The 19,562-nt window shown below is 70.8% G+C and carries 16 protein-coding genes and 1 pseudogene; 10 read left to right on the top strand and 7 right to left on the bottom strand.

What is annotated here, in order from left to right; translation table 11 throughout:
- The first annotated feature begins 165 nt into the window (after positions 1-165).
- The gene (locus OG741_RS17955; RefSeq protein WP_405605629.1) at positions 166-612 is read left to right on the top strand and encodes a hypothetical protein; all 447 of its coding nucleotides are present in this window, start codon (positions 166-168) and stop codon (positions 610-612) included.
- Between the two features lie 46 nt (positions 613-658).
- A complete protein-coding gene (gene purU, locus OG741_RS17950) occupies positions 659-1,510 on the top strand; it encodes a formyltetrahydrofolate deformylase (protein WP_405599068.1) in 852 nt (283 codons plus the stop codon).
- An 11-nt stretch (positions 1,511-1,521) separates the two neighbouring features.
- Here the strand turns inward: purU and OG741_RS17945 are convergent, their stop codons facing one another.
- Genes OG741_RS17945 through OG741_RS17935 form a run of 3 tightly spaced genes read right to left on the bottom strand, consistent with a single transcriptional unit; the run spans position 1,522 to position 7,669 of the window.
- On the bottom strand, positions 1,522-2,811 hold the full coding sequence (locus OG741_RS17945) for a hypothetical protein (RefSeq protein WP_405599066.1): 1,290 nt from the start codon (positions 2,809-2,811) through the stop codon (positions 1,522-1,524).
- Entirely contained in the window at positions 2,808-3,944 is a 1,137-nt protein-coding gene (locus OG741_RS17940) for a hypothetical protein (RefSeq protein WP_405599065.1), read from the bottom strand. Before OG741_RS17940 ends, OG741_RS17945 begins: the two co-directional genes overlap by 4 nt.
- Positions 3,941-7,669, bottom strand: a complete 3,729-nt coding sequence (locus OG741_RS17935) for a tetratricopeptide repeat protein (RefSeq protein ID WP_405599063.1) — start codon at positions 7,667-7,669, stop codon at positions 3,941-3,943. The genes OG741_RS17940 and OG741_RS17935 overlap by 4 nt, the downstream gene beginning before the upstream one ends.
- Positions 7,670-7,705: 36 nt before the next feature.
- Here OG741_RS17935 and OG741_RS17930 point away from each other — a divergent pair, with 36 nt between their 5' ends.
- Complete coding sequence (locus tag OG741_RS17930; protein ID WP_405599062.1) at positions 7,706-8,011, top strand: trypco2 family protein; 306 nt, start codon at positions 7,706-7,708, stop codon at positions 8,009-8,011.
- A gap of 325 nt (positions 8,012-8,336) precedes the next feature.
- Here the strand turns inward: OG741_RS17930 and OG741_RS17925 are convergent, their stop codons facing one another.
- Positions 8,337-9,728 carry a sporulation protein gene (locus OG741_RS17925; protein ID WP_405599061.1) on the bottom strand — a complete coding sequence of 464 codons (1,392 nt, stop codon included), beginning with the start codon at positions 9,726-9,728 and terminating at the stop codon, positions 8,337-8,339.
- Between the two features lie 60 nt (positions 9,729-9,788).
- Here OG741_RS17925 and OG741_RS17920 point away from each other — a divergent pair.
- A pseudogene (locus tag OG741_RS17920) lies at positions 9,789-10,028 on the top strand (UDP binding domain-containing protein); the annotation flags it as partial.
- 237 nt (positions 10,029-10,265) lie between these two features.
- Here the strand turns inward: OG741_RS17920 and OG741_RS17915 are convergent.
- Both OG741_RS17915 and OG741_RS17910 read right to left on the bottom strand, forming a co-directional pair.
- Entirely contained in the window at positions 10,266-10,778 is a 513-nt protein-coding gene (locus OG741_RS17915) for an EF-hand domain-containing protein (RefSeq protein WP_405599059.1), read from the bottom strand.
- A 137-nt stretch (positions 10,779-10,915) separates the two neighbouring features.
- Positions 10,916-11,290 (bottom strand): STAS domain-containing protein, encoded by a 375-nt coding sequence (locus OG741_RS17910; protein WP_405599057.1) that lies wholly within the window; start codon positions 11,288-11,290, stop codon positions 10,916-10,918.
- Between the two features lie 262 nt (positions 11,291-11,552).
- On the opposite strand from OG741_RS17910, the gene OG741_RS17905 reads away from it, so the two are divergent.
- The 3 genes from OG741_RS17905 (at position 11,553) to OG741_RS17895 (ending at position 14,335) form a co-directional block, all read left to right on the top strand.
- Positions 11,553-12,134, top strand: coding sequence for a sigma-70 family RNA polymerase sigma factor (locus OG741_RS17905; RefSeq protein ID WP_405599056.1), 582 nt, complete (start codon positions 11,553-11,555; stop codon positions 12,132-12,134).
- Positions 12,131-13,447 carry a zf-HC2 domain-containing protein gene (locus OG741_RS17900; protein ID WP_405599054.1) on the top strand — a complete coding sequence of 439 codons (1,317 nt, stop codon included), beginning with the start codon at positions 12,131-12,133 and terminating at the stop codon, positions 13,445-13,447. The genes OG741_RS17905 and OG741_RS17900 overlap by 4 nt, the downstream gene beginning before the upstream one ends.
- Before the next feature lie 303 nt (positions 13,448-13,750).
- Positions 13,751-14,335: an RICIN domain-containing protein gene (locus OG741_RS17895; protein ID WP_405599053.1), complete on the top strand. Its 585-nt coding sequence runs from the start codon at positions 13,751-13,753 to the stop codon at positions 14,333-14,335.
- Between the two features lie 76 nt (positions 14,336-14,411).
- Here the strand turns inward: OG741_RS17895 and OG741_RS17890 are convergent, their stop codons facing one another.
- A complete protein-coding gene (locus OG741_RS17890) occupies positions 14,412-15,923 on the bottom strand; it encodes a class I adenylate-forming enzyme family protein (RefSeq protein ID WP_405599051.1) in 1,512 nt (503 codons plus the stop codon).
- Between the two features lie 159 nt (positions 15,924-16,082).
- Between OG741_RS17890 and OG741_RS17885 the strand changes: the two genes are divergently transcribed.
- The 3 genes from OG741_RS17885 to OG741_RS17875 are packed head-to-tail and all read left to right on the top strand — an operon-like array spanning position 16,083 to position 19,335.
- Positions 16,083-17,276 carry an amidohydrolase family protein gene (locus OG741_RS17885; protein WP_405599049.1) on the top strand — a complete coding sequence of 398 codons (1,194 nt, stop codon included), beginning with the start codon at positions 16,083-16,085 and terminating at the stop codon, positions 17,274-17,276.
- A complete protein-coding gene (locus OG741_RS17880; protein ID WP_405599048.1) occupies positions 17,276-18,409 on the top strand; it encodes an acyl-CoA dehydrogenase in 1,134 nt (377 codons plus the stop codon). The genes OG741_RS17885 and OG741_RS17880 overlap by 1 nt, the downstream gene beginning before the upstream one ends.
- On the top strand, positions 18,409-19,335 hold the full coding sequence (locus OG741_RS17875) for an acyl-CoA dehydrogenase family protein (protein WP_405599046.1): 927 nt from the start codon (positions 18,409-18,411) through the stop codon (positions 19,333-19,335). The genes OG741_RS17880 and OG741_RS17875 overlap by 1 nt, the downstream gene beginning before the upstream one ends.
- Positions 19,336-19,562: the final 227 nt, after the last annotated feature.

The raw sequence follows: 19,562 nt of genomic DNA, 5'->3' as shown, positions 1-19,562 counted from the left end.
ACATTTCCGCCTCCCGGGTAACGGCGCAGTGAGCATTGTTCAACCAGGGGTGACGAGAAGGTGAATTACAGGGGGCGGTCAGGCCGACCGGCGGGGGAACGTACGATCGACGGCGTGCAGCAAGGATCGGTCCCCTCTTCCCGTCGCGGCAGTCGCTCATCCACCATGGGCGGCATGCCGCTCAATGACATGCCCTGGTGGCGCTGGCGCAGCAATGTGCGCTCGGCGCTGCACATGCTTTCCGATCCCGTCTTCCATCAGGAGTGCTGGCTCGCCGGCCGCGAGGGGTACGGCGACGTCACCGACGCCGTGTACCGCCTGGTCGAGGACACCTGGCTGGACAACTGGTCCGCCGAGAAGTACGTCGGCACGATCTTCCGCGACTCGGGCGAGGCCGCGCTGGTCGACGTCGCCGTCCTGCGCGTGCTGCGGATCATGCACCAAGTCGGCGCGGACGCTCCCGTATCGGGGTATCTGGAGCACCACGGCTGGCCGGAGGCCGTACGGGCCGCCCGTGAGGCGCACGTCCGCCTCTCGGCCAACGACGGCGAGGACCCGGACGCCCCGCCGCGCTCGCTGGACGTGCTCCGCATCATGACGCGGTCCGCCTGACGGACGCCTGCCCTGCCGGGACCGGCGGATATGGCAGTCTACGAGGATGACTGACCAGTACGTCCTGACACTCTCCTGCCCCGACAAAAAGGGCATTGTGCACGCCGTGTCGAGCTATCTCTACATCACCGGCTGCAACATCGAGGACAGTCAGCAGTTCGGGGACCAGGACACGGGTCTGTTCTTCATGCGGGTCCACTTCTCGGCCGAGGAGCCGGTGACCGTGGAGAAGCTGCGGGCAGGCTTCGCCGCCGTCGGGGAGTCCTTCCGGATGGACTGGCAGATCCATTCCGCCGAGGAGCCGATGCGGATCATCCTGATGGTCAGCAAGTTCGGCCACTGCCTCAATGATCTGCTCTTCCGCTGGAGGACGGGCGCGCTGCCGGTCGAGATCGCCGCGGTCGTCGCCAACCACACGGACTTCGAGGAGCTTGTCACCTCGTACGGCATCCCGTTCCATCACATTCCGGTCACCAAGGACACGAAGGCAGCCGCTGAGGCGCAGGTGCTGGAGCTGGTACGCGCCGAGAATGTCGAACTTGTCGTGCTCGCCCGCTATATGCAGGTGCTCTCGGACGATCTCTGCAAGCAGCTGAGCGGCCGGATCATCAACATCCACCACTCCTTCCTGCCGAGCTTCAAGGGCGCGAAGCCGTACCACCAGGCCCACGCGCGCGGCGTGAAGCTGATCGGCGCGACCGCGCACTATGTGACGGCCGACCTCGACGAGGGCCCCATCATCGAGCAGGAAGTCGAGCGCGTCGGCCACCAGGTGACCCCGGAGCAGCTGGTGGCGGTAGGCCGCGACGTGGAGTGCCAGGCGCTCGCCCGCGCGGTGAAATGGCACGCCGAGCACCGGATCCTGCTCAACGGGCGGCGTACGGTCGTCTTCGCCTAGCTTGAGCACGCCTAGGGCGACTGCCCGGGCGCGTTGTCGCACAGGTCGTCGAGGAGGAACGCGTCCTCCTGCACCTGCAGCTGCCGCTCCGCCTCCAGTTGCTGCAGCAGCCGCGTCAGCAGGGTGCTGCTGCGCGGAGCGCCCAGGAACTCCAGCACCGCCCGGTAGAACGCGTCCCGCAGCGTCGGCGGCATCGCGTCCGAGGCGTCCAGGCAGATCTGGCCCGCCCCGTCGAGCAGGTCCTGGACGGCCCGCGTGCTGCGCGACAGCGGTACGGAGCCGAACGTGCCGCCGGGGAAGTACGGCCGCTCCGCGGGCTTCGCCGCCTTCGCCCAGTCCTCGCGCGCCTCGCGGGACGTGAGGCGGCCCAGCAGGTCCCACGCCGCGACGCTGGGCTTGAAGACGGCTGCCAGGTCGCCGGAGACCTCGTAGACGTGCGCGCCCGCGCTCCTCGCCCCGAGGAAGCGGGCGGTCGGCTCGGGCAGGACGTCGTCGCCGTAGTGGCGGCGGATGAACGAGCCCTGGTGCTCGTGGGTGCAGTCGCTCCGGTTCAGCAGCCCGTACCGGCCGTTGCCGAGCAGCTCGAAGGAGGAGCGCAGCCCCTCCGCGCCGAGGGCCTTGCCGTCGTTCCCGTCGTCTCCCTTGTTCGCGCCCAGCAGCCTGCCCCACTCCTCCCACGCCGGCCGCGTCGACTGCCACGAGGTCTTCCCGGTCGCCCAGCTCTCGTACTGCGCGGGTCCCTGCCGCTGCAGCAGCAGATCCTCCACCCAGTCGGTGCCCGGCCAGCCCGAGGTGGCGCCGGAGCCCATGCCGAGGCACCAGTCCGGATCATCCCCAGCGCTCGGCCCACGGCTCCACACGAGAGACTTGAGGTCCACCCGCACGGGCGCCCAGTAGGCGTGCGTACGGGCCTCGCCCCGCTCGTTGTCGACGGTCACGGCCGGCGCCCACGGCGGGACGGCTGCCCCGGCGACCTTCTCGGGGAGCGGATACGCGTCGCCGGTGCGGGCGTACTCGGCCAGATCGCCGGGGCTGCTCAGGATCGCCAGGTCCGGCGGCGCGTCCGCCTGGAGCTGGGCGAGCAGCGTCTCGCGCAGGGAGCGGGTGCCCTTGTAGACGTAACTGCGCCCGGTCCGCTCGCCGATACGCCGCAGCGCCGCCACGAACGGCCGCTCCTCGCCGTCCGTCCACGGGCCGAGGACGACCAGCGTGCGTTCCTCGGCCGCGTCCGAGCAGCCGCCCGCCGTCACGGTGGCGGCGGTGAGCAGACAGCAGGCCAGCAGTGCCCTCAAGCGCTTCATGTGAGCCTTCGTCGGGGGCGGACGGCCGGATAGGGGCGGCCGTAGAGGAAGAGCGTGACGCCGCAGGCGAGCGCGCCGACACCGCCGGCGGGCACGACGATGCCCGCCGTCAGCGACCAGCCCTCGGGGTGGGCCTCGTGCATCGCCGCGTCCGCCTCCCGCGCGGCCGACTCGATCCGGCGCGGGGCCGCGTCGTCCGCGGACACAGATTCGAGCCTGCCCACAGCCGCACGCGACCGCTCCTGCGCCGCATGCTCCCCGAACCCGCCGACGGCCAGCAGTACGGGAGTCAGCAGCACCGGTACCGCGGCCACCGCCAACTGCACGCTGATCAGCCGCAGCCGGTCGGCCAGGAACACCGACGTGCCCAGCAGGACGAAGGCGAAGAGCACGGCCGCCAGTGCGGCGGCGGCCGCGCCGGTCAGCGTGAGCGGGCTCCAGGCCGCCAGGTCGTGGTTCTCCCGGTGGAGCTGGCGCTCCAGCTCCCGGAGCCGTTCGAGGATGGAGATCGGCTCCTGCGCGGTTCCCGGCGTGACCGCGCGGTGCCGGCCGCGCAGCATGTCCTCGGCGTAGGCGACCCCGGCCTCGCGCAGGACATCGCTCGTTCGGTTCCGTTCCGCCCAGGCGATCTTGTCCCCGTAGGCGACGACCAGGCCGGAGACCACCCGCAGCTCCTGCTCCTGTCCCTTGTGCAGGGCCCCGGAGCGGGCGACCCGGCTGAGGCTCTGCGTTGCCTCCGTCAGCTGGGAGCGGTAGGTCTCGCCGAGCTCGACCAGACCGGGCGTCGTGCTCTTCAGCAACCGCACATCGGCCTGCCCCTGGGCCAGTTCGAGGGAGGTCCTGGCCCGGGCCAGATCGACCAGCGCGGGTGCGCAACGGTCGCGCAGCCGCTGTGTGCGGCCGTGGATGTCGCCGTACGCGGCCGCGGAGAGGGCGAGGGAGACCACGGCGAGTACGGGCAGGACCAGCATGCGGCGGCGCAGGAACGCGGCGGTGGGGCAGCTGCCCCCGGGGGTGCGGCCCGCGGCGCGCCGCCACAGCGCGGGGAAGAGACCGCGCAGCGCGGGCAGGGCGCGAGGCGTGACGAGGCGCAGCCGCGTAAGGGCGGGCCGGACCCGCTCGCGGAGCTTCATGCGTCCTTCCCAGAGCCGCGCAGCCAGAGCGGGCGCGGCAGCCACAGCGCCAGGGACCGAGCTCCGCGGCCCGGGCCGGCGCGACGCCCGTTCCTGTGCCCGTCCCGGTCGTGTCTCAGGCCGAGGGGACGCGTGCGGTACGCGTTGTCGAGCAGCGCCTCCGCGAGCTCGGCGTCCTCGGCGAGGTCGGTACGCGGCACCTGCTCGGCCAGCTTGCGGTAGCAGGCGGAGAGCTGTTCGCGCAGCTCCCGTTCACCGGCGGGTACGGGGACTCCGGGCGGCAGCGAGCCGCGCAGCTCGGCCAGCGGGTCCTTCTCCCGGGCGGCGGCGACCAGTTCGAGCAGCAGCTCCAGGAGCTGGGCGGTGAGCCGTTCGTACGCCTGCCGGTCGGTGAGGCCCTCGTGGCTGACCAGCCTGCGCAGGGCGGCGTAGGCGCGCACCGCCGATGCCACGGTCGGCGGCGACCCGTCGGCGGGCGGGCCGGCGTGGATGCGCACCATCGCCGTACGGGCGGCGGTGCGGTGCCGGGAGTCGGGCGGCACGCCGTCCAGCGAGGCCAGGGCCAGGTCCGGGCTGCGGCGGGCGAGATGGATACGGGCCAGGCCGAAGGCGGCACTCCCGAGCGCGTGGTTGCGCCGCCACACCGCGTCGTAGAACCGCATGGCCTGCTGCTCGTGCCCCTCGCGGATCTCGGCGTCCGAGGTGGAGTCGGCGAGCTTCTCGTGGCAGTAGCCGAGGGCGAGCTTGGGCGCGTACTCGCCGGGAATCGCGTCGTACACCTCGTCGAAGCAGGTCAGGGCCTGGCGCACATGGCCGTGGGCGAGTTCGGTCAGGCCCCGGTGCCAGTCGAGCCGCCAGTCGTAGCGCCTGCGGTCGCCGAGCAGCCGCCCGGCCCTGTCCAGTTCCATCGCCGCGGCGACCAGCTGCTGGTCGCGCCCGCGCAGCTGGTCACGGGCGAGCTCCAGATGGAGGCGGCAGCGCAGCAGATGCAGTTCGGGCGAGGGCAGCCACTCGTCGCTGAGCTGGAGCAGACCGGCCGGGTCGGCGTACGAAGTGCGCTGCAGCTCCTTCCAGTTGGGGTCCTGCTGGTCCGCCTTGGGCACGGGCAGGGCCACCGCGACCTCGGCAGGGCCCGGCACCTGCGCGTCCTGGTCCTGTCCGGCCGGCCTCGCCGGGCTCGCGTTCCCCGGGTCGCCGCCGCTGCAGCCGGCCCGCCAGCGGGTCAGCGGCGGGGCCTTTCCCAGCTGCCCGTCGAGGGCGGTGGCGGCCCGGTCGAAGAGCGGCGAGGGCTCGAAGGTCTCCTCGCCGAGCCGCAGGGAACGCAGTTCGCGCAGCACCCCGCGCAACTGGAGCGCCATCTCCTGGGCGGTGGCGTAACGCCGCTTGGGGTCGCGTGCCATGGCGCGCCGCAGGGCGCGCTCCAGCGACTGGGTGCCGAGGTCGGCCGGCGGCACGGGGTCCTTGGCGAGCAGTTCGTCCAGGACCGCGCCGACCGTGTACAGATCGCCCGCGGTCGTCATCTCGCCCGAGGGGCCCGACTCGGGCGGGCGGTGGCTGACGGGTCCCGGTGTGCCAGGTCTGCGGACGCCCGCGACGTCGATGAGTTTGATGCCCTTGCCGCAGTGCAGCACGTTGGTGAGGGAGAGATCGCCGTAGACGAGGCCCTCCTGGTCGTGGAGATAGCTGAGCGCGTCCAGGATCAGCAGTCCGTAGACGACGATGAACTCGCGCACACGGGGCCCGGAGAACGGCGGACGCTGCCGGCCGATACCGGCCGCGACCCACTCCAGCGGCGCCCCGTCGGCGAACTCCATCACGATGAACTCCGCCGAAGCCGACGGATGGCGCGCGTAGTTGACGACCCGGATCACGGAGGGATGGTTGAGGCTGACCAGCCGCAGCCGCTCCTGATGGGCCTGGAGGACCGCGGCCGGATTGCCGGGGTCGAGGATTCCCTTCAGCGCCACCGGCCGGTTGTCCAGCAGCAGATCGCGGGCGAGATACACCTGCCCGTGGCTGCCCTGGCCGATCGGGCCGACCACCTCGTACTGCTGGTGCAGCCGGTCGCCGCCCGCCAGATGGGGCCCGGCCGGTGCGGTGACGAGCGCGTCCGGGTCGCGCACGGCGACCACCGGCAGATCGGTGAGCCCGTCGCCCGGCGGCTCCACGACGAACTCGTGCGGGCCCAGCGGCCCGGCCAGCGCCTGCTCGGCGGCCTCGGCGTCCAGCAGCGCCGTCTCGACGTCGACGGCGAGCCGGAACAGGGCGTGCGGCAGGGCGGGCGACTCGTACAACGGCCCGCCGCGGCAGAGCTGTTCGAGCTCGCGGCGCAGCTTCGGCGACCGGCCGTCGGGGCGGCGGGGTGCGGGACGGCCCGCGGTGGCCGGACGCGCGGGGAGTTGCCGTAACCGCTGCTCGCACTCGGCGAGCCGGTTCACGCGCGCGGCGAGCCGGTCCGCGCGGCGATCTGCCCACTCGGGATCGAGGAGTTCGCTCCGTACGCGCGCGAGCAGCGGGGAGCCGGGGTCGCTGAAGACCAGCAGCAGCCGGCTGTCGCCGCGCGCGAGCAGGGCGCGCAGCAGGGCCGTGATCTCCGCGTCCCCGGAGGCGGACCGGTCGACGGCGAGAAATGCGGCTATCAGTGGCGGGCTCTCCTCGGCGATCTGCTCCAGGCGCGCGCCGTGGGATCTGCCGCCCTCCAGGCCGATCCGCTCGGCGGCGTGGACGGCGAGCTCTGCGGCCGTGCGGTTGGTGGCGTCGACGGCGATGTCGATGCTGCCCACCTGCGGCTCGCCCGCCGCACTCCCGGACGCGGAGGGCGGGCTCTGCTCCCGGTCGGCGAGGGTGAGCACCGAGCGGATGGTGTGCAGCAGCGCGTGCTCGCCCTCACCGGCGAAGGCCAGCTCGACGGGGTCGGTGTCCGGCTCACCGTCCAGCCAGCGGGTGAGCCTGCGGTGCAGACCGGGGACGCGGCCGGACGCGGTCCGGTCGGGTGCCACGGCGACATCGCGGGAGACGGCGCGGGGGCCGGTGACCGTCAGGCCGAGCCGTTCCAGCGGCAGATGCTTGAGGACCGTCTCGGTCGGGATCATGTACGCGTGCTCCCGCCGCACGGGTGCCTGCGGGGTGCCGAACTGGTGGGCCACGATGCCGATGAGACGGCGCGAGCGGCTGTGCACGACCCCGCCGCCGCTGTAGCCGTGCCGGACCACATACGGCGAGCCCTCGGTGTCCAGCTGCACCCACTCGGGCCGGTGCGCGGGCCCGCCGCGCCCCATCAGCCGGGCGTCGAGGTGCTCACCGCCCGGCAGGTCCTCGGGATAGCCGGTGAAGTGCACGGGTTCATTGCGGGCCGGGATCTGGCGGTGCAGCACGGCGTGGGGCACGGGCGGCTCGTGGTCCAGTTTGAGCAGGGCGAGATCGCCGCTGAAGTGCGCGGTGGGCAGGACCAGATACTCCCGCAGCAGCCGGGCGCGCTGAGGCTCCGGAGCATCACCGGACAGCGCGGCGGCGGGCACGTCGATGTAGACCGTGTCGAAGGGGGCGCGGGTGCCGTCGCGTCCGGGCCGGGAGAGCACCGTATGGGCGCAGGTGAGCACCAGTCCCCCGGGGAGCAGCACCCCCGCGCCCAGCGGGCGGCCGGAGCGATCCTGCGTACGAAGCAGACAGACCCGCCAACCCTCTTCGGGTGACGATGAGTTGGACGTGTGCCACGGCTCCCTCATACTTCCCAACCATAACTACGGGAGACGGGGTGCGCGATGGCTGAGCGTGACGATGCCGCTGTGGCGGGACTGGCCGAGGTGATCGGACAGGTTCGGGACGAGCTGGAACGGGCCCAGCGGGCGGGCGAGGGGCGTGACCTCAAGTTCAGCGTGGAGAAGGTGAATCTGGAGTTCGCGGTCCAGGTCCGCCGCGAGGGCAGCGGCCGCGCGGAACTGCGCATCGGGGTGCTGACGGCGGGCGCCGGCGGCTCGGCGGCGCGGGACAGGACGCACACGATCCAGATCGAACTCAAGCCACAGGGGCGGGACGGGAACCCGAACGTGGCGGTGGGCGGGGAGTAGGCCTGCGGCTCGCGCTGCACGGGAACCTGCCCGGCACGAGCCCGTTCGTGCAAGCGCCCGCGCTGTCCTGGCAGCCGCGGCCGTTGCACACCTACGGCGCCCGACGCTGCGGGGAGCACCTCCGCCGAGTGGAGGCCACCTGGGCATGCGCCGGGAGGACATGCACCTGCTGTCGAACCCTTCTCGCTCGGCCTGCCAGGTCGCCACATGTTCACGTGCGGCGGCGGATGAACTCCAACGGTGCACTGGCCAAGCCCGGAACCCCTGCGGATTCCGGAGACCGCTGAGCTGGTGACGTACCACGCCGACTACACCTTCGGGCTCGTCAGGCGGCGACGCCGAGTTCCTTCCTGGTTCGGTGGATGAACTCGCGGACGGCCGGTTCGCGGCGCCAGGGGGCGAGGGCGGCGTTGAACTCGGACACGTAGTCCTTGGCTCGGCTGGACTGGACGCGGGCGAGGATGTCGATGGATCGGTGTCCGAGTTCGAGGCCGTGGTCGAGGTCGCGGGCCTGGAGGTGGGCGGTTCCGACGATCGCGAGGCGCATGCCGACGGAGCGGGTGAACACTCCGGGTGGCATGGCGGCGGCCTGCTGGTTCCAGGTGAGGGCGGCCTTGGGATTCTTCAGGTCCCGGAAGACCTCGGCGGCATCGGCCGAAAGGCGGGCGTGGTGATAGAAGTCGATCCACGCGGGTTCCCGGCCGCTGTCAGCGTTCGCCTGGCCCAGGAGGTCCTCGGATGCGGCCAGGGCTCGTGAGGCGGCCCTGGGGTCGTTCTCGCGGGCATGGGCTCGGGCCTCGATGAGCTTGGTGAACGCCAGCACCCTTGGGGCGGCCTGGCCCTTGGCTCGTTCGAAAGCGCCCTGGGCCATGTCGATCGCTTCGCTGGCGAACCCTCGGAGCATCGACTGCATTGCCATGGTGGTCAGGACATAGCAGCCCAGTTGGACGTCACCGCCCGAGCGGGCGAGGCGGAGGGCCTGGATGAAGTGCCGCTGGGCGGCTTCGTGCTCGCCGACGTCGAACGCGGTCCAGCCTGCCAGCCGGGACAGCTCAGCGGTCACGGAGAACAGTTCCCGGCCCACCTCGTCGGTGAAGGAGCCCTGCAGCATCGGGGCGGCGCGTTCTTGCAGGCATGCGGTGACGGAGTTGGCCTTCCAGTTCCCGCCGCCATACTTCGAGTCCCAGCGGCGGGCATCGTCGGCGGCATCCCGCAGTTCGTCGAGGTCTGCCCGGCCGACCTGCTGTCCACCGGCGTGGTGGGCGGTGTCGTCGGCGGGGGTGACCAGCCACCGGGTGACGGGGATGGTGAAGGCGGACACGGTGAAGCCGGATCCGGTGAGGAAGTCGCGGCGGTTCACGGAGCTCCAGAACGAAGTGGCAGCGCGGACTGCGTCGGCGGGATCTCGCGGGAAATCCAACCCCATGTTGGCGTCCGGCGTCTCCGCCTCGCTCATACCGATCTCCGCGAGGCCGACCGGTCGGCCGAGCCGTTCGGCGATGGCCTGAGTGATGAGCTTGGGCACTGGCCACTTCGGAGTCATGCCACGGCGGCACCAGTTCGCTACGGAGGTATGCGAGTAGTCCGTTTCCAGGCCGGCGGCCTGGGCGAGCTGGTTGACGCGCAGAGCCAGGGACTTGTGGCTTGCGCCGGAGGCTTCGATGAGCCGGATCAGGTCCATGTTGGGCGGACGAGTCCGGCGGGCGGTCGATGCCACGACCTTCTCCCTTGACCGGGTACTGGAGCGTTACGCACACGAGCCCGTGATCGAGCAGGGAAGCTCGACAATGCCCGCAAGGCCCGGCCCGAACTCGACTACATCGAGGACCCGTTCGCCGCAGCCGAGGAAGCGGACCTGCTGCTGCACCTGACCGAATGGTCCCAGTTCAGCCACGTCGACCCGCACCGGCTCGCCCAGCGGGTCGCCAGCCCCAAGGTCATCGACGGCCGCGGCACCCTCAACCCCGACCGCTGGCGCGAAGCCGGATGGACCTACCGAGCCCTCGGCCGCCCCTGACCATCCTGAGCAAGCAGGCCCCGGCAGCCCCGATCCAAAGGCAGCTGGGGCCTTCGCCGTTCAGCCTCTGCACTCCTGATACGCAGCGAGCTTGATGAACGGCAATCCCAGCCGAGCCCTTCTCGCCCACGGTTGGTATTCAGGCCGAACGGGCTGGCTGGGCCGTGCCCTCGATCGCAGGCAAGCCCGTGCGCCTTTTGCGGAAGCGGAGTCTGGGGCGCAGCGCCGGAGGCAGGGCTAAGGCTCCGGCGTGGCGAAGTACGCCGCGAAGCCCGACAGGATCTCCTCCTCCGTGATCCGCCCGTCCCCGTCCCCATCAAGGCCCACCGCCACCCGCGCCGCCAGCGTCGGTTCGACGCCCAGCACCTTCAGCACGCGCTCGGCGGCGGACGGTGTCACGCCGGAGCCGTCCTCGTCGGCGATGGCGATCAGGGCGTGGAGGAAGGGGCGGGCGATCTCGGCGAACCGCTGGGGGTTGTCGCGCAGTCTCTTCACCGCGCCCGTGATGAATTCCGGGCGGGTGACCCGCTGGTCGCCGTCCACATCGGCGATCCCGGCCATGCCCTGCCAGAACGCCTCCGCACCGCTGTAGAGGGCCTGGCCCTTGTCACAGCGGGCCGTGGTGGAGAACTCGGCGAGCAGCGCGGCAGTCGCCCCGCTGAAGTCCTGACGGTCGATGTAGCCGTTGCCGTCCTGGTCGAAGGCGGCGAAGCGGGAAGCGATCTTGCGCTCGTATTCTGCGCTGTCCATGAGGGCGAGCGTACGACTCCGAGCGCTGACGCGTGCAACTACTCCCCCATTTACGTGATGACGACATCACGACGACATCTACGGGTACGCCCGGTGACGGCGATGCGTCACACGGTGACCGCGGGGCGGCTTCCGCGTCAGGCGGAGAGCGGCTGGGCCTCGTCGTCGGTGGCCGAGTGCGTGTCCGCGTAGACCTCGAACAGGCGCCGCACCCCGAGGGCGCCCAGCACCCGGTTGACGTGCGAGCCCTCCTCGGCGCCGTGGGCGGGCAGTATCAGGCGCAGCCTGCCCCGGCAGGAGCGCAGCAGACGGCGGGCGGCGATGAGCACTCCGACGCCGCTGGAGTCGCAGAAGAGCACCTCGGAGAGGTCGAGCACCACATCGCGGCGGCCGACGGCGACCGCGTCGTGTACGTGCTGGCGGATCATGGGCGACGAGACGAGATCGAGCTCTCCGCGGACGTGCAGCACGGTCCATGCGCCCTGCCGGGTCTCGTCCACCTTGAGCATCACGTCGGGACTCTCCTCACGCCGATCCGGAGTGCCGCGCCCGCTGTCGTGCGGCCGGACACATCCGGAAGCTGCCCTTCCTGACGCCACTGCCCCGCTGCTCCCGCCTGAAACACGAAGCTCAAGGCAGGCTTGCGGGAGCGGACCGCCCCTACCATTGAACCTGTCCATCGGGGGCGCCCTTGCCATAAAGGGGCCTGCGTTCGCTGCAACGCGCACTACATTCGAAGAGGCGACAGGCACAGGGGACAGGCTTGGGGGCCGAATGGCAAAGGACACACCGCCGCGCTGGGACCGCAGGATGCAGCAGCGGCTGGCTCGGGGAGAGGCCGCCGCGCTCGGAGAGCTGTACGACAAGTTCGCCTCACTGGTGCACATGCTCGCCCACCGGGTGCTCGACGACGACGAGGCCGCCGACCAGGTGACACGTGAGGTCTTCGGCTACATCTGGGAGAACCCCGACTCCTACGACCCCAAGCACGGTTCGATGCGTTCCTGGGTGGCCAGGCTCACCAACAGCCAGGCCGTGCACCGGCTGCGCCAGACCGAGGCCGCAGCACTCGCCCAGGGCGGCGAGGGCACCACCGAGGAACTGGAGCAGAAGGTACGCAGGGCAGCGGTCGCCGCCCGCGCCGACTACATCGTCACCTCCATGCCCGCGCCCCTGCGGGACGCACTGGAACTGGCGTACTTCCAGCGCCGGGACTACCGCCAGACGGCGGCCGACCTCGGGGTCACCGAGGACGAGGCCAGGCGCCGGCTGCGGCTCGGCCTCCAGCTGCTGTCCACCGCCAACACGCGCCCACTGGAAGGCTCCTCCCCGCCCCGATACGGACGCTCCTTGTGAACGGGCCATTCGACAGCGGTCGCGGAAACGGCCGCTCCGGCGACGACGGCCGCGACGAAGTGCGGGGCGGTCCGCGCATACCGGGGCCGCGGCCGGCGGCGGACGATCTGGACCCGCCCGCGCGCCTGTTGCCGCTCCGCGGCGTGCCCGAGCCGGCAGCACAGACCGTGCCCGATGCGCGGCCCGTACCCGAAGTACCGCCCGCGCCCGTCGAACGGCCGTCCCACAGCGTGCTGAAGTCCCTGCTCGGCGCGTGGGCGCTGTCCGCCTGCTCCGCCGAGGAGACCGCGGCGGTCGAGCAGCACCTCGGCGACTGCGCGCCCTGCGCGGAAGAGGCCCTGCGGCTGCGCGACGCCGTCGCACTGCTGCACACCGACCGGGACCTGGACCTCGACCCGCTGCTGCGCTTCCGGGTGCTGGAGAACTGCCTGGGGCGCAGGCCCGCGCGTATCCCCGTGCCCGTCTGGGCGACTCCGTACGACGCCGAGACGGCGCGGCTCGACGCGCTGCTGCGGGACATCGGCGAGTCGGAGTGGCATGCGCCGGTGCACCTCAAGTGGTTCGAGGACGAACGGGAGGTGAGCCGCCGGACGACCGTCGCCGGGGTGATCGGGCATCTGATGGCCATCGACGGCCTGGTCGCGAGCGCGCTCGGCCTGGACGATCCCCTCGGGGCGAACGCGCCGAAGGTGCCGGCCGATCGTACCGAGGCGTACTGGCGCGCCACCGGCCTGCCGCGCACGCGCGCCGTCCGCGAGCCGTGGCGCGACCAGAGCCACACCCTGATCAGGACCGTGTCCTTCGCGGGCCGCGGAGTTGCCGAACTGTCCGTGTCCTACGGGGACTTCGCCCTGCCGCTGCGGGACTCCCTGCTGGACCGGGCCTTCGAGTGCTGGATCCACGCGGGCGACATCGCGGACGCGGTGGACTATCCGTACGAGCCGCCGAGCGGCTCCCATCTGCACCGGATGATCGACCTGGCGGCGCGGCTGCTGCCCGCGGCACTCGCCGACCGCAGACGCGCGGGGCTCGCCGGACCGGCCAGGCACCTGGTGGCGGCCGGCGCTCCCGGCCGTTCACTGCACCTGGAGGTCGAGGGCTCGGGCGGCGGGAACTGGTACATCGCCCTGGACTCCCCGGCGGCCGTCGCCTCGGCGGACCGGTCGGTGGCCCAAGTGGCGCTGGACGGCCTGGAGTTCTGCCGCCTGGTGGCGGGGCACGTCTCACCGGAGGAGGCCGCGGCGGGCCAGGACGGCGACCGGGAGGCGATCCGGGACGTGCTGTTCGCGGCGGCGTCACTGAGTAGGCTCTGAGGAATGACCTTGTTCCACTTCTGAACACGCTCCGGATCCCATGCTTTTGATCGTGCGATGTAAAAGTGGAAGAGACTGATTCCGTCGCACGTCTATTGGTTCAGGCCAACGTGCCGGTATAGACTCTGCACGCTCTGCGTTTGCAGAGTTCGGATGCCGGGCCTCGGGGGGCTGGAGCGGTTCGCATTCCTTTCCTTGATTTGTTGCGGAAGAGATCTCCGCCCCTGCAGTTCCGGCTATTGCACAGGAAAGTAGGGTTCGGTGAAACACGCCTTGAGGCGCTTCGGATCGATGCTCCTGAGCATGGCAACGCTGGTGACCCTCAGTACCGTCGTACTCCTGACCTCGGCCTCCTCGGCGAGCGCGGCTGACAACCGCTGTCTCGACAAATACGGAAGCTCCTGGAACGCGGGCAGCAGGCCGCAGTGGCTCGGCGCCGTCCAGGCGACGAAAGCCAACGGCGTTCGGACAGTCGCGGAGGTGGCAGGCCCGAGTACCCAGGACGGTGGCCGGGTGGTGATCTGGGAGAACCGCAATGAAACGCCGCAGCTCTGGTGTTTCAGCAAGGAAGGGGCCGTGGGGTCCTATTCCTACTACCGCATCAGGAACCTGTACACGGGTAAGTGCATGGACATTCAGGGCCCATGGAAGGGGAACGGGGTCCGTGTGCACCAGTGGAACTGCAGCGGATTCATTGATCGGTCCAGTCAGCAGTGGATTCTGATCGCACACGGAACCAAATGGCTCGAAGGGTCTTACAAGACCGTCTACGAGTGGCAGAACCGGTTCAATGGCGGCTCGCTCGACGTGAACAACTACCTGACCGCGAACGGTAGCTACACGCAGGTGTGGCAATTCGCCAACACCGAGAATCAGCTCTGGTACTGAGATCCGGTACTGAGATCGAGGTGTGTGACGGTCCGCCGTATTCGGCGGGCCGTCACGGCTGTCCGTGCGGCAGCGGTCAAGAATACCGTTCCCTCAGCTTGTACTTGAGCACCTTCCGCAACGTCTCGTTCCGCGGCAGCCCCTCCGTGATCTCCAGCTGCTCCGGCAGCTTGTGCACCGACAACCCCGCCCCCCGCAAGAACGACGTGACGGCGTCGAGCGTCAACTCCTCTGCGCCCGCCACCTGTTCCACCACCGCGCACACCCGCTCCCCCCTCTCCGCGTCCGGCAGCCCGATCACCGCGACGTCCGCCACCCCCGCGTGCTCGTGGAGCAGGTCCTCGATCTCCTTCGCCGAGATGTTCTCGCCCTTGCGGATGATGACGTCCTTCAGCCGCCCGGTGAGCACGAGATGCCCGGAGTCCGTGACATGCCCGAGGTCGCCGGTGATGAAGAAGCCCTCGCCGTCGAACGCCGCGGCGGACTGGATCGGATCCAGGTAGCCCTGGCAGACCGCCTCGCCGCGCAGGCGGACCTCGCCGTCGACGATGCGTATCTCCATGCCCGCGGGCGGTCGGCCCTCCGTCGTGGCGAGGTTGTCGGCCGTGTCGTCGGGGGCGCCCATGGTGATCATGGGGACCTCCGTCATCCCGTACCCGTGGGTGAGCCCGCAGCCCATCTCGCGTACGACGGCGTGGTAGATCTCCGGCGGCTTGGGCGCCCCGCCCCCGGCCAGCAGCCGCAGGCTGGGGATCAGCGGCCGCCCGGGCTGTTTGCGCTGCTCGGCGAGGAACATCGAGTAGAACGCGGTGGATCCGCCCGCGACGGTCACCCGGTGTCTGCGGTACTCCTCCAGCGCGTCGGGCAGCGCGAACTGCTCGAACATCACCGCGGGGAAGCCGTACAGCAGCAGCATCACCGTGTAGTCGGGCCCGGCGATGTGCGCGAAGGGGAAGGCCATCGAGCCGACGTCGTCGGCCGACAGGTGCAGCGCGTGTGCCAGGCACGCGCCGCCCGCGATGAGGGAACGGTCGGTGTGCAGCACGCCCTTGGGGTCGGAGGTGGTCCCGGACGTCCAGTAGATCCAGCGCACGTCCGTCCCGGATTCCGGCGGCGGTGGCAGGACCGCCGGATCGGCGTCGGGCAGCGTGTCGTACGCCTCGAAGACCAGCGGCGGTTCGGGCAGTTCCAGCGCGAGCCGGTGCGCCATGCCCGCATGGTCGAAGCCCCGCCAGGTCCCCGGCACGGCGAAGAACGCGGCCTTGGACTCCCGTAGCGCGAAGCCGACCTCGCGGTCCCGGTAGAAGGGGATGACGGGCGACTGTACGGCGCCGATGCGGGCGAGTGCGAAGGAGAGCAGTGCCGTCTCGATCCGGGTCGGAAGCTGCCAGGCGACCACGCTTCCCGGCCGCACGCCGAGTTCGCACAGACCGGCCGCGACCCGCTCCGAGCGGTCCCGCAGTTCGCCGAAGGTGAGGCTGCGGCTCCCCTGGAGGAACACGGGCCGGTCGGGAGTGAGGGCCGCCCTGCGCCGGAGAAGTTCCCAGAGGGTGCGCGATGCGCCCAGGGCGTGTGCGGTCTCGTTCATGGTCCGTAACCCTCCATTGCTGACGGGTAGTCAGATCGTGCCGAGAGCGTAGGGCCCACCGCCTTGTCGGTCCAGGGGTGCGGGGCTAGCCTGATTTCTGACGGGTCATCAGATTCAGCGCTGTCCGGCGGCCGCACCGGGCACGGCGGAGGGGACACCATGACGGAACTGCCTCGGATCATCAGCGTCGACGACCATGTGATCGAGCCGGCCCACCTCTTCGAGACCTGGCTCCCGGCGAAGTACCGGGACCGCGGCCCCCAGCCGCTGACCGCGGGCATCGGCGAGCTCGCGTACGTCGCCGGGAAATACCAGATCACCATGGATCCCGACGGCCCCCCGACCGACTGGTGGATCTACGAGGACCTCAAGTTCCCGTACAAGCGCAATATCGCCGCCGTCGGCTTCGACCGCGACGACATGACCCTCGAAGGCATCACCCGCGCGGAGATGCGCCGAGGCTGCTGGGACCCCAAGGAACGCCTCGCGGACATGGACCTCAACCATGTGGAGGCGAGCCTGTGCTTCCCCACCTTCCCGCGCTTTTGCGGGCAGACCTTCGCCGAGGCCCATGACAAGGAGGTCGCGCTCGCCTGCGTGCGCGCCTACAACGACTGGATGGTCGAGGAGTGGTGCGGCGACAGCGGCGGCCGGCTCATCCCGCTGTGCATCATCCCGCTCTGGGACATCGGCCTGGCCGTCGCGGAGATCAGGCGCAATGCGGCACGCGGCGTGAAGGCCGTGACCTTCTCCGAGATCCCCACCCATCTGGGGCTGCCGTCGATCCACTCCGGCTACTGGGACCCGTTCTTCGCCATCTGCCAGGAGACCGGCACGGTGGTGAACATGCACATCGGCTCCAGCTCCCAGATGCCCGCCGCATCCCCGGACGCGCCGCCCGCCGTGCAGGCCGCGCTCAGCTTCAACAACGCCATGGCCTCGATGATGGACTTCCTCTTCTCCGGCGTCCTGGTGAAGTTCCCGCGGCTGAAGCTGGCGTACAGCGAGGGCCAGATGGGCTGGATTCCGTACGCCCTGGAACGCGCCGACGACGTGTGGGAGGAGCACCGGGCCTGGGGCGGGGTGCGCGATCTGATCCCGGAGCCGCCCTCGACGTACTACTACCGGCAGATGTTCTGCTGCTTCTTCCGCGACAAGCACGGGGTCGCGTCCCTCGACGTCGTCGGCCGTGACAACGCCACCTTCGAGACCGACTACCCGCACGTCGACTCGACCTTCCCGCACACCAAGGACGTCGCACTCGACCACGTCAAGGGCCTGGACGACGAGACGGTCTACAAGCTGATGCGCGGCAACGCGATCCGCATGCTCGACCTCGACCTGGATCGTTGATGGACCTCACGTACACCGAGGAAGAGGAAGCCTTCCGGGCGCGGCTGCGCGAGTGGCTGGACCTCTCGCTGCCGAAGCTGCCCGCCCGGCCCGACCCGCTGGACTGGCCGGGCCGCCGGGCGTACGACACCACCTGGCAGCGGATGCTGTACGACGCCGGATACGCGGACGTCCACTGGGACGCGTCCCCCACCCAGCGGCTGATCTTCCTGGAGGAGACCGAGCGGGCGGGCGCGCCCTATGTCGGTGCGAACTTCGTCGGGCTGCTGCACGCGGGCCCCACGATCGCCGCCGAGGGCACGGCCCGGCAGGGCGAACGCTGGCTGCCGCCCGTACTGCGCGGCGACGAGATCTGGTGCCAGGGCTTCAGCGAGCCGGACGCGGGCTCGGACCTCGCCTCCCTGCGTACGAGAGCCGTGCGGGACGGCGACGACTATGTCGTCACCGGCTCCAAGATCTGGACCTCGCACGCGGAGGTGGCCGACTGGTGCGAACTGCTGGTGCGCACCGATCCGGACGCGCCCAGGCACCGCGGTATCTCCTGGCTGGCCATGCCGATGGACGCGCCCGGGGTCACCGTCCGCCCGCTGCGGACACTGGCCGGGTCGGCGGAGTTCGCCGAGGTGTTCCTGGACGAGGTCCGGGTGCCCGTCGCCAACCGGGTCGGCGAGGAGAACGACGGCTGGCGCGTCACCATGGTCACCCTCTCCTTCGAGCGCGGCACGGCCTTCGTCGGCGAGGTCGTCGCCTGCCGCCGTACGCTCGGCGAACTGGCCGCCGCCGCACGCGCGAACGGCACCTGGGACGATCCGGTGCTGCGCCGCCGGCTCGGCCGTCTGGGCGCCGAGTTCCGCGCGCTGTGGCGGCTCATCCAGTGGAACGTCAGCGAGTCCCAGCAGACGGGCGGTGTGCCCGGCATCGGCGGCTCGGTCTTCAAGCTCCGCTACTCCCACGCGCGCCAGGAGCTGTACGAGGCGGCCGCCGAGGTCCTCGGCCCCGATGCCTTCGACCTCGACCGGCAGTGGGCCGCCGACCGGCTCTCCTCGCTCTCGTACACCATCGCCGCGGGCACCTCCCAGATCCAGCGGAACATCGTCGCCGAGCGGATCCTCGGCCTGCCGAAGGGGCGCTGATGGACTTCCGGTTGACCGACGACCAGCGTGCCCTCCAGAAGGGCGTACGGGAATTGCTGGCGGGCCGCTTCGGGCCCGAGGCGGTGCGGGCCGCCGCGGAACGTGGAGGCACAGTCGACCGTGAGCTGTGGCGCGAGCTCGGCGCGGCCGGATTCTTCTCGCTGCGCCTGCCCGAGGCTCGGGGCGGTGCCGGGCTCGGGCTGCCCGAGGCGGCCCTGGTCTTCGAGGAGGCGGGCCGGGCACTGCTGAACGGGCCGCTGGTGGCGACCCATATCGCCGCCGAGCGGATCCCGGAGGCGGCGGACGGCACCTGTGTGGTCACCTGCGCGACCCAACTGCGCTCGCTGATCCCGCACTTCACCGAGGCGGATACGGCCCTGGTGATCGACGGCGCCGGGATGCGCACGCGGGACCCGAAGGACCTGCCCCGCACCCGTCCCGTGCGGTCCATGGACCCGCTCACCCCGGTGCACCGCATCCTGAACGGGACGCCCGCCAAGGCCCCGCCGCGCCCGGACGCCGTGCTCCTGACCGCCGCCGAACAACTCGGCAGCGCCGCCCGCACCACGGAGACGGCCGTGCGATACGCCGGGGAACGCGAACAGTTCGGGCAGCCCATCGGCGGCTTCCAGGCAGTCAAGCATCTGTGTGCCCAGATGCTCGTACGCACGGAACTGGCCCGCAGTGCCGTCTACGCGGCCGCCGTCACCGGGGACTTCACCGAGATCGCCGGCGCCAAGCTCCTCGCCGACGAGGCCGCGGTGCGCAATGCCCGCGACTGTCTTCAGGTGCACGGCGGGATGGGCTTCACCTGGGAGGCGGAGGTGCATCTGCATCTCAAACGGGCCTGGCTGCGCGGCCAGATGTGGCTGACCGCCGCGGAGGCGGAGGAGATCCAGGCCGATGCCTTGGCCTCAGCACTCTGAAGCGTCACTGAGCGTTGATACCGGGTTGTGTCCTTGGGACGACTCGTCACGGGCCGGAGTCGGGGTCACGCTCCGGTACCCTCCGTGGGATGCGAGTGCTTCCGAGCCAGGGTTGTCACGGAGTTGCCGGTGCGGCGGCTCCGGGCCCGGGAGTGCGCGCCGCTCGTCCCCTGCGAGTACGGGCTGCGAGCCTCTGTTCGACTCCCCGCAACGTGCGTCGCACAGTA

This window comes from Streptomyces sp. NBC_01410, from assembly GCF_045040195.1.
GTDB lineage: Bacteria > Actinomycetota > Actinomycetes > Streptomycetales > Streptomycetaceae > Streptomyces.
Note: the sequence above shows the minus strand (reverse complement) of the source record. Positions and strands in the feature narration are given on the sequence as shown.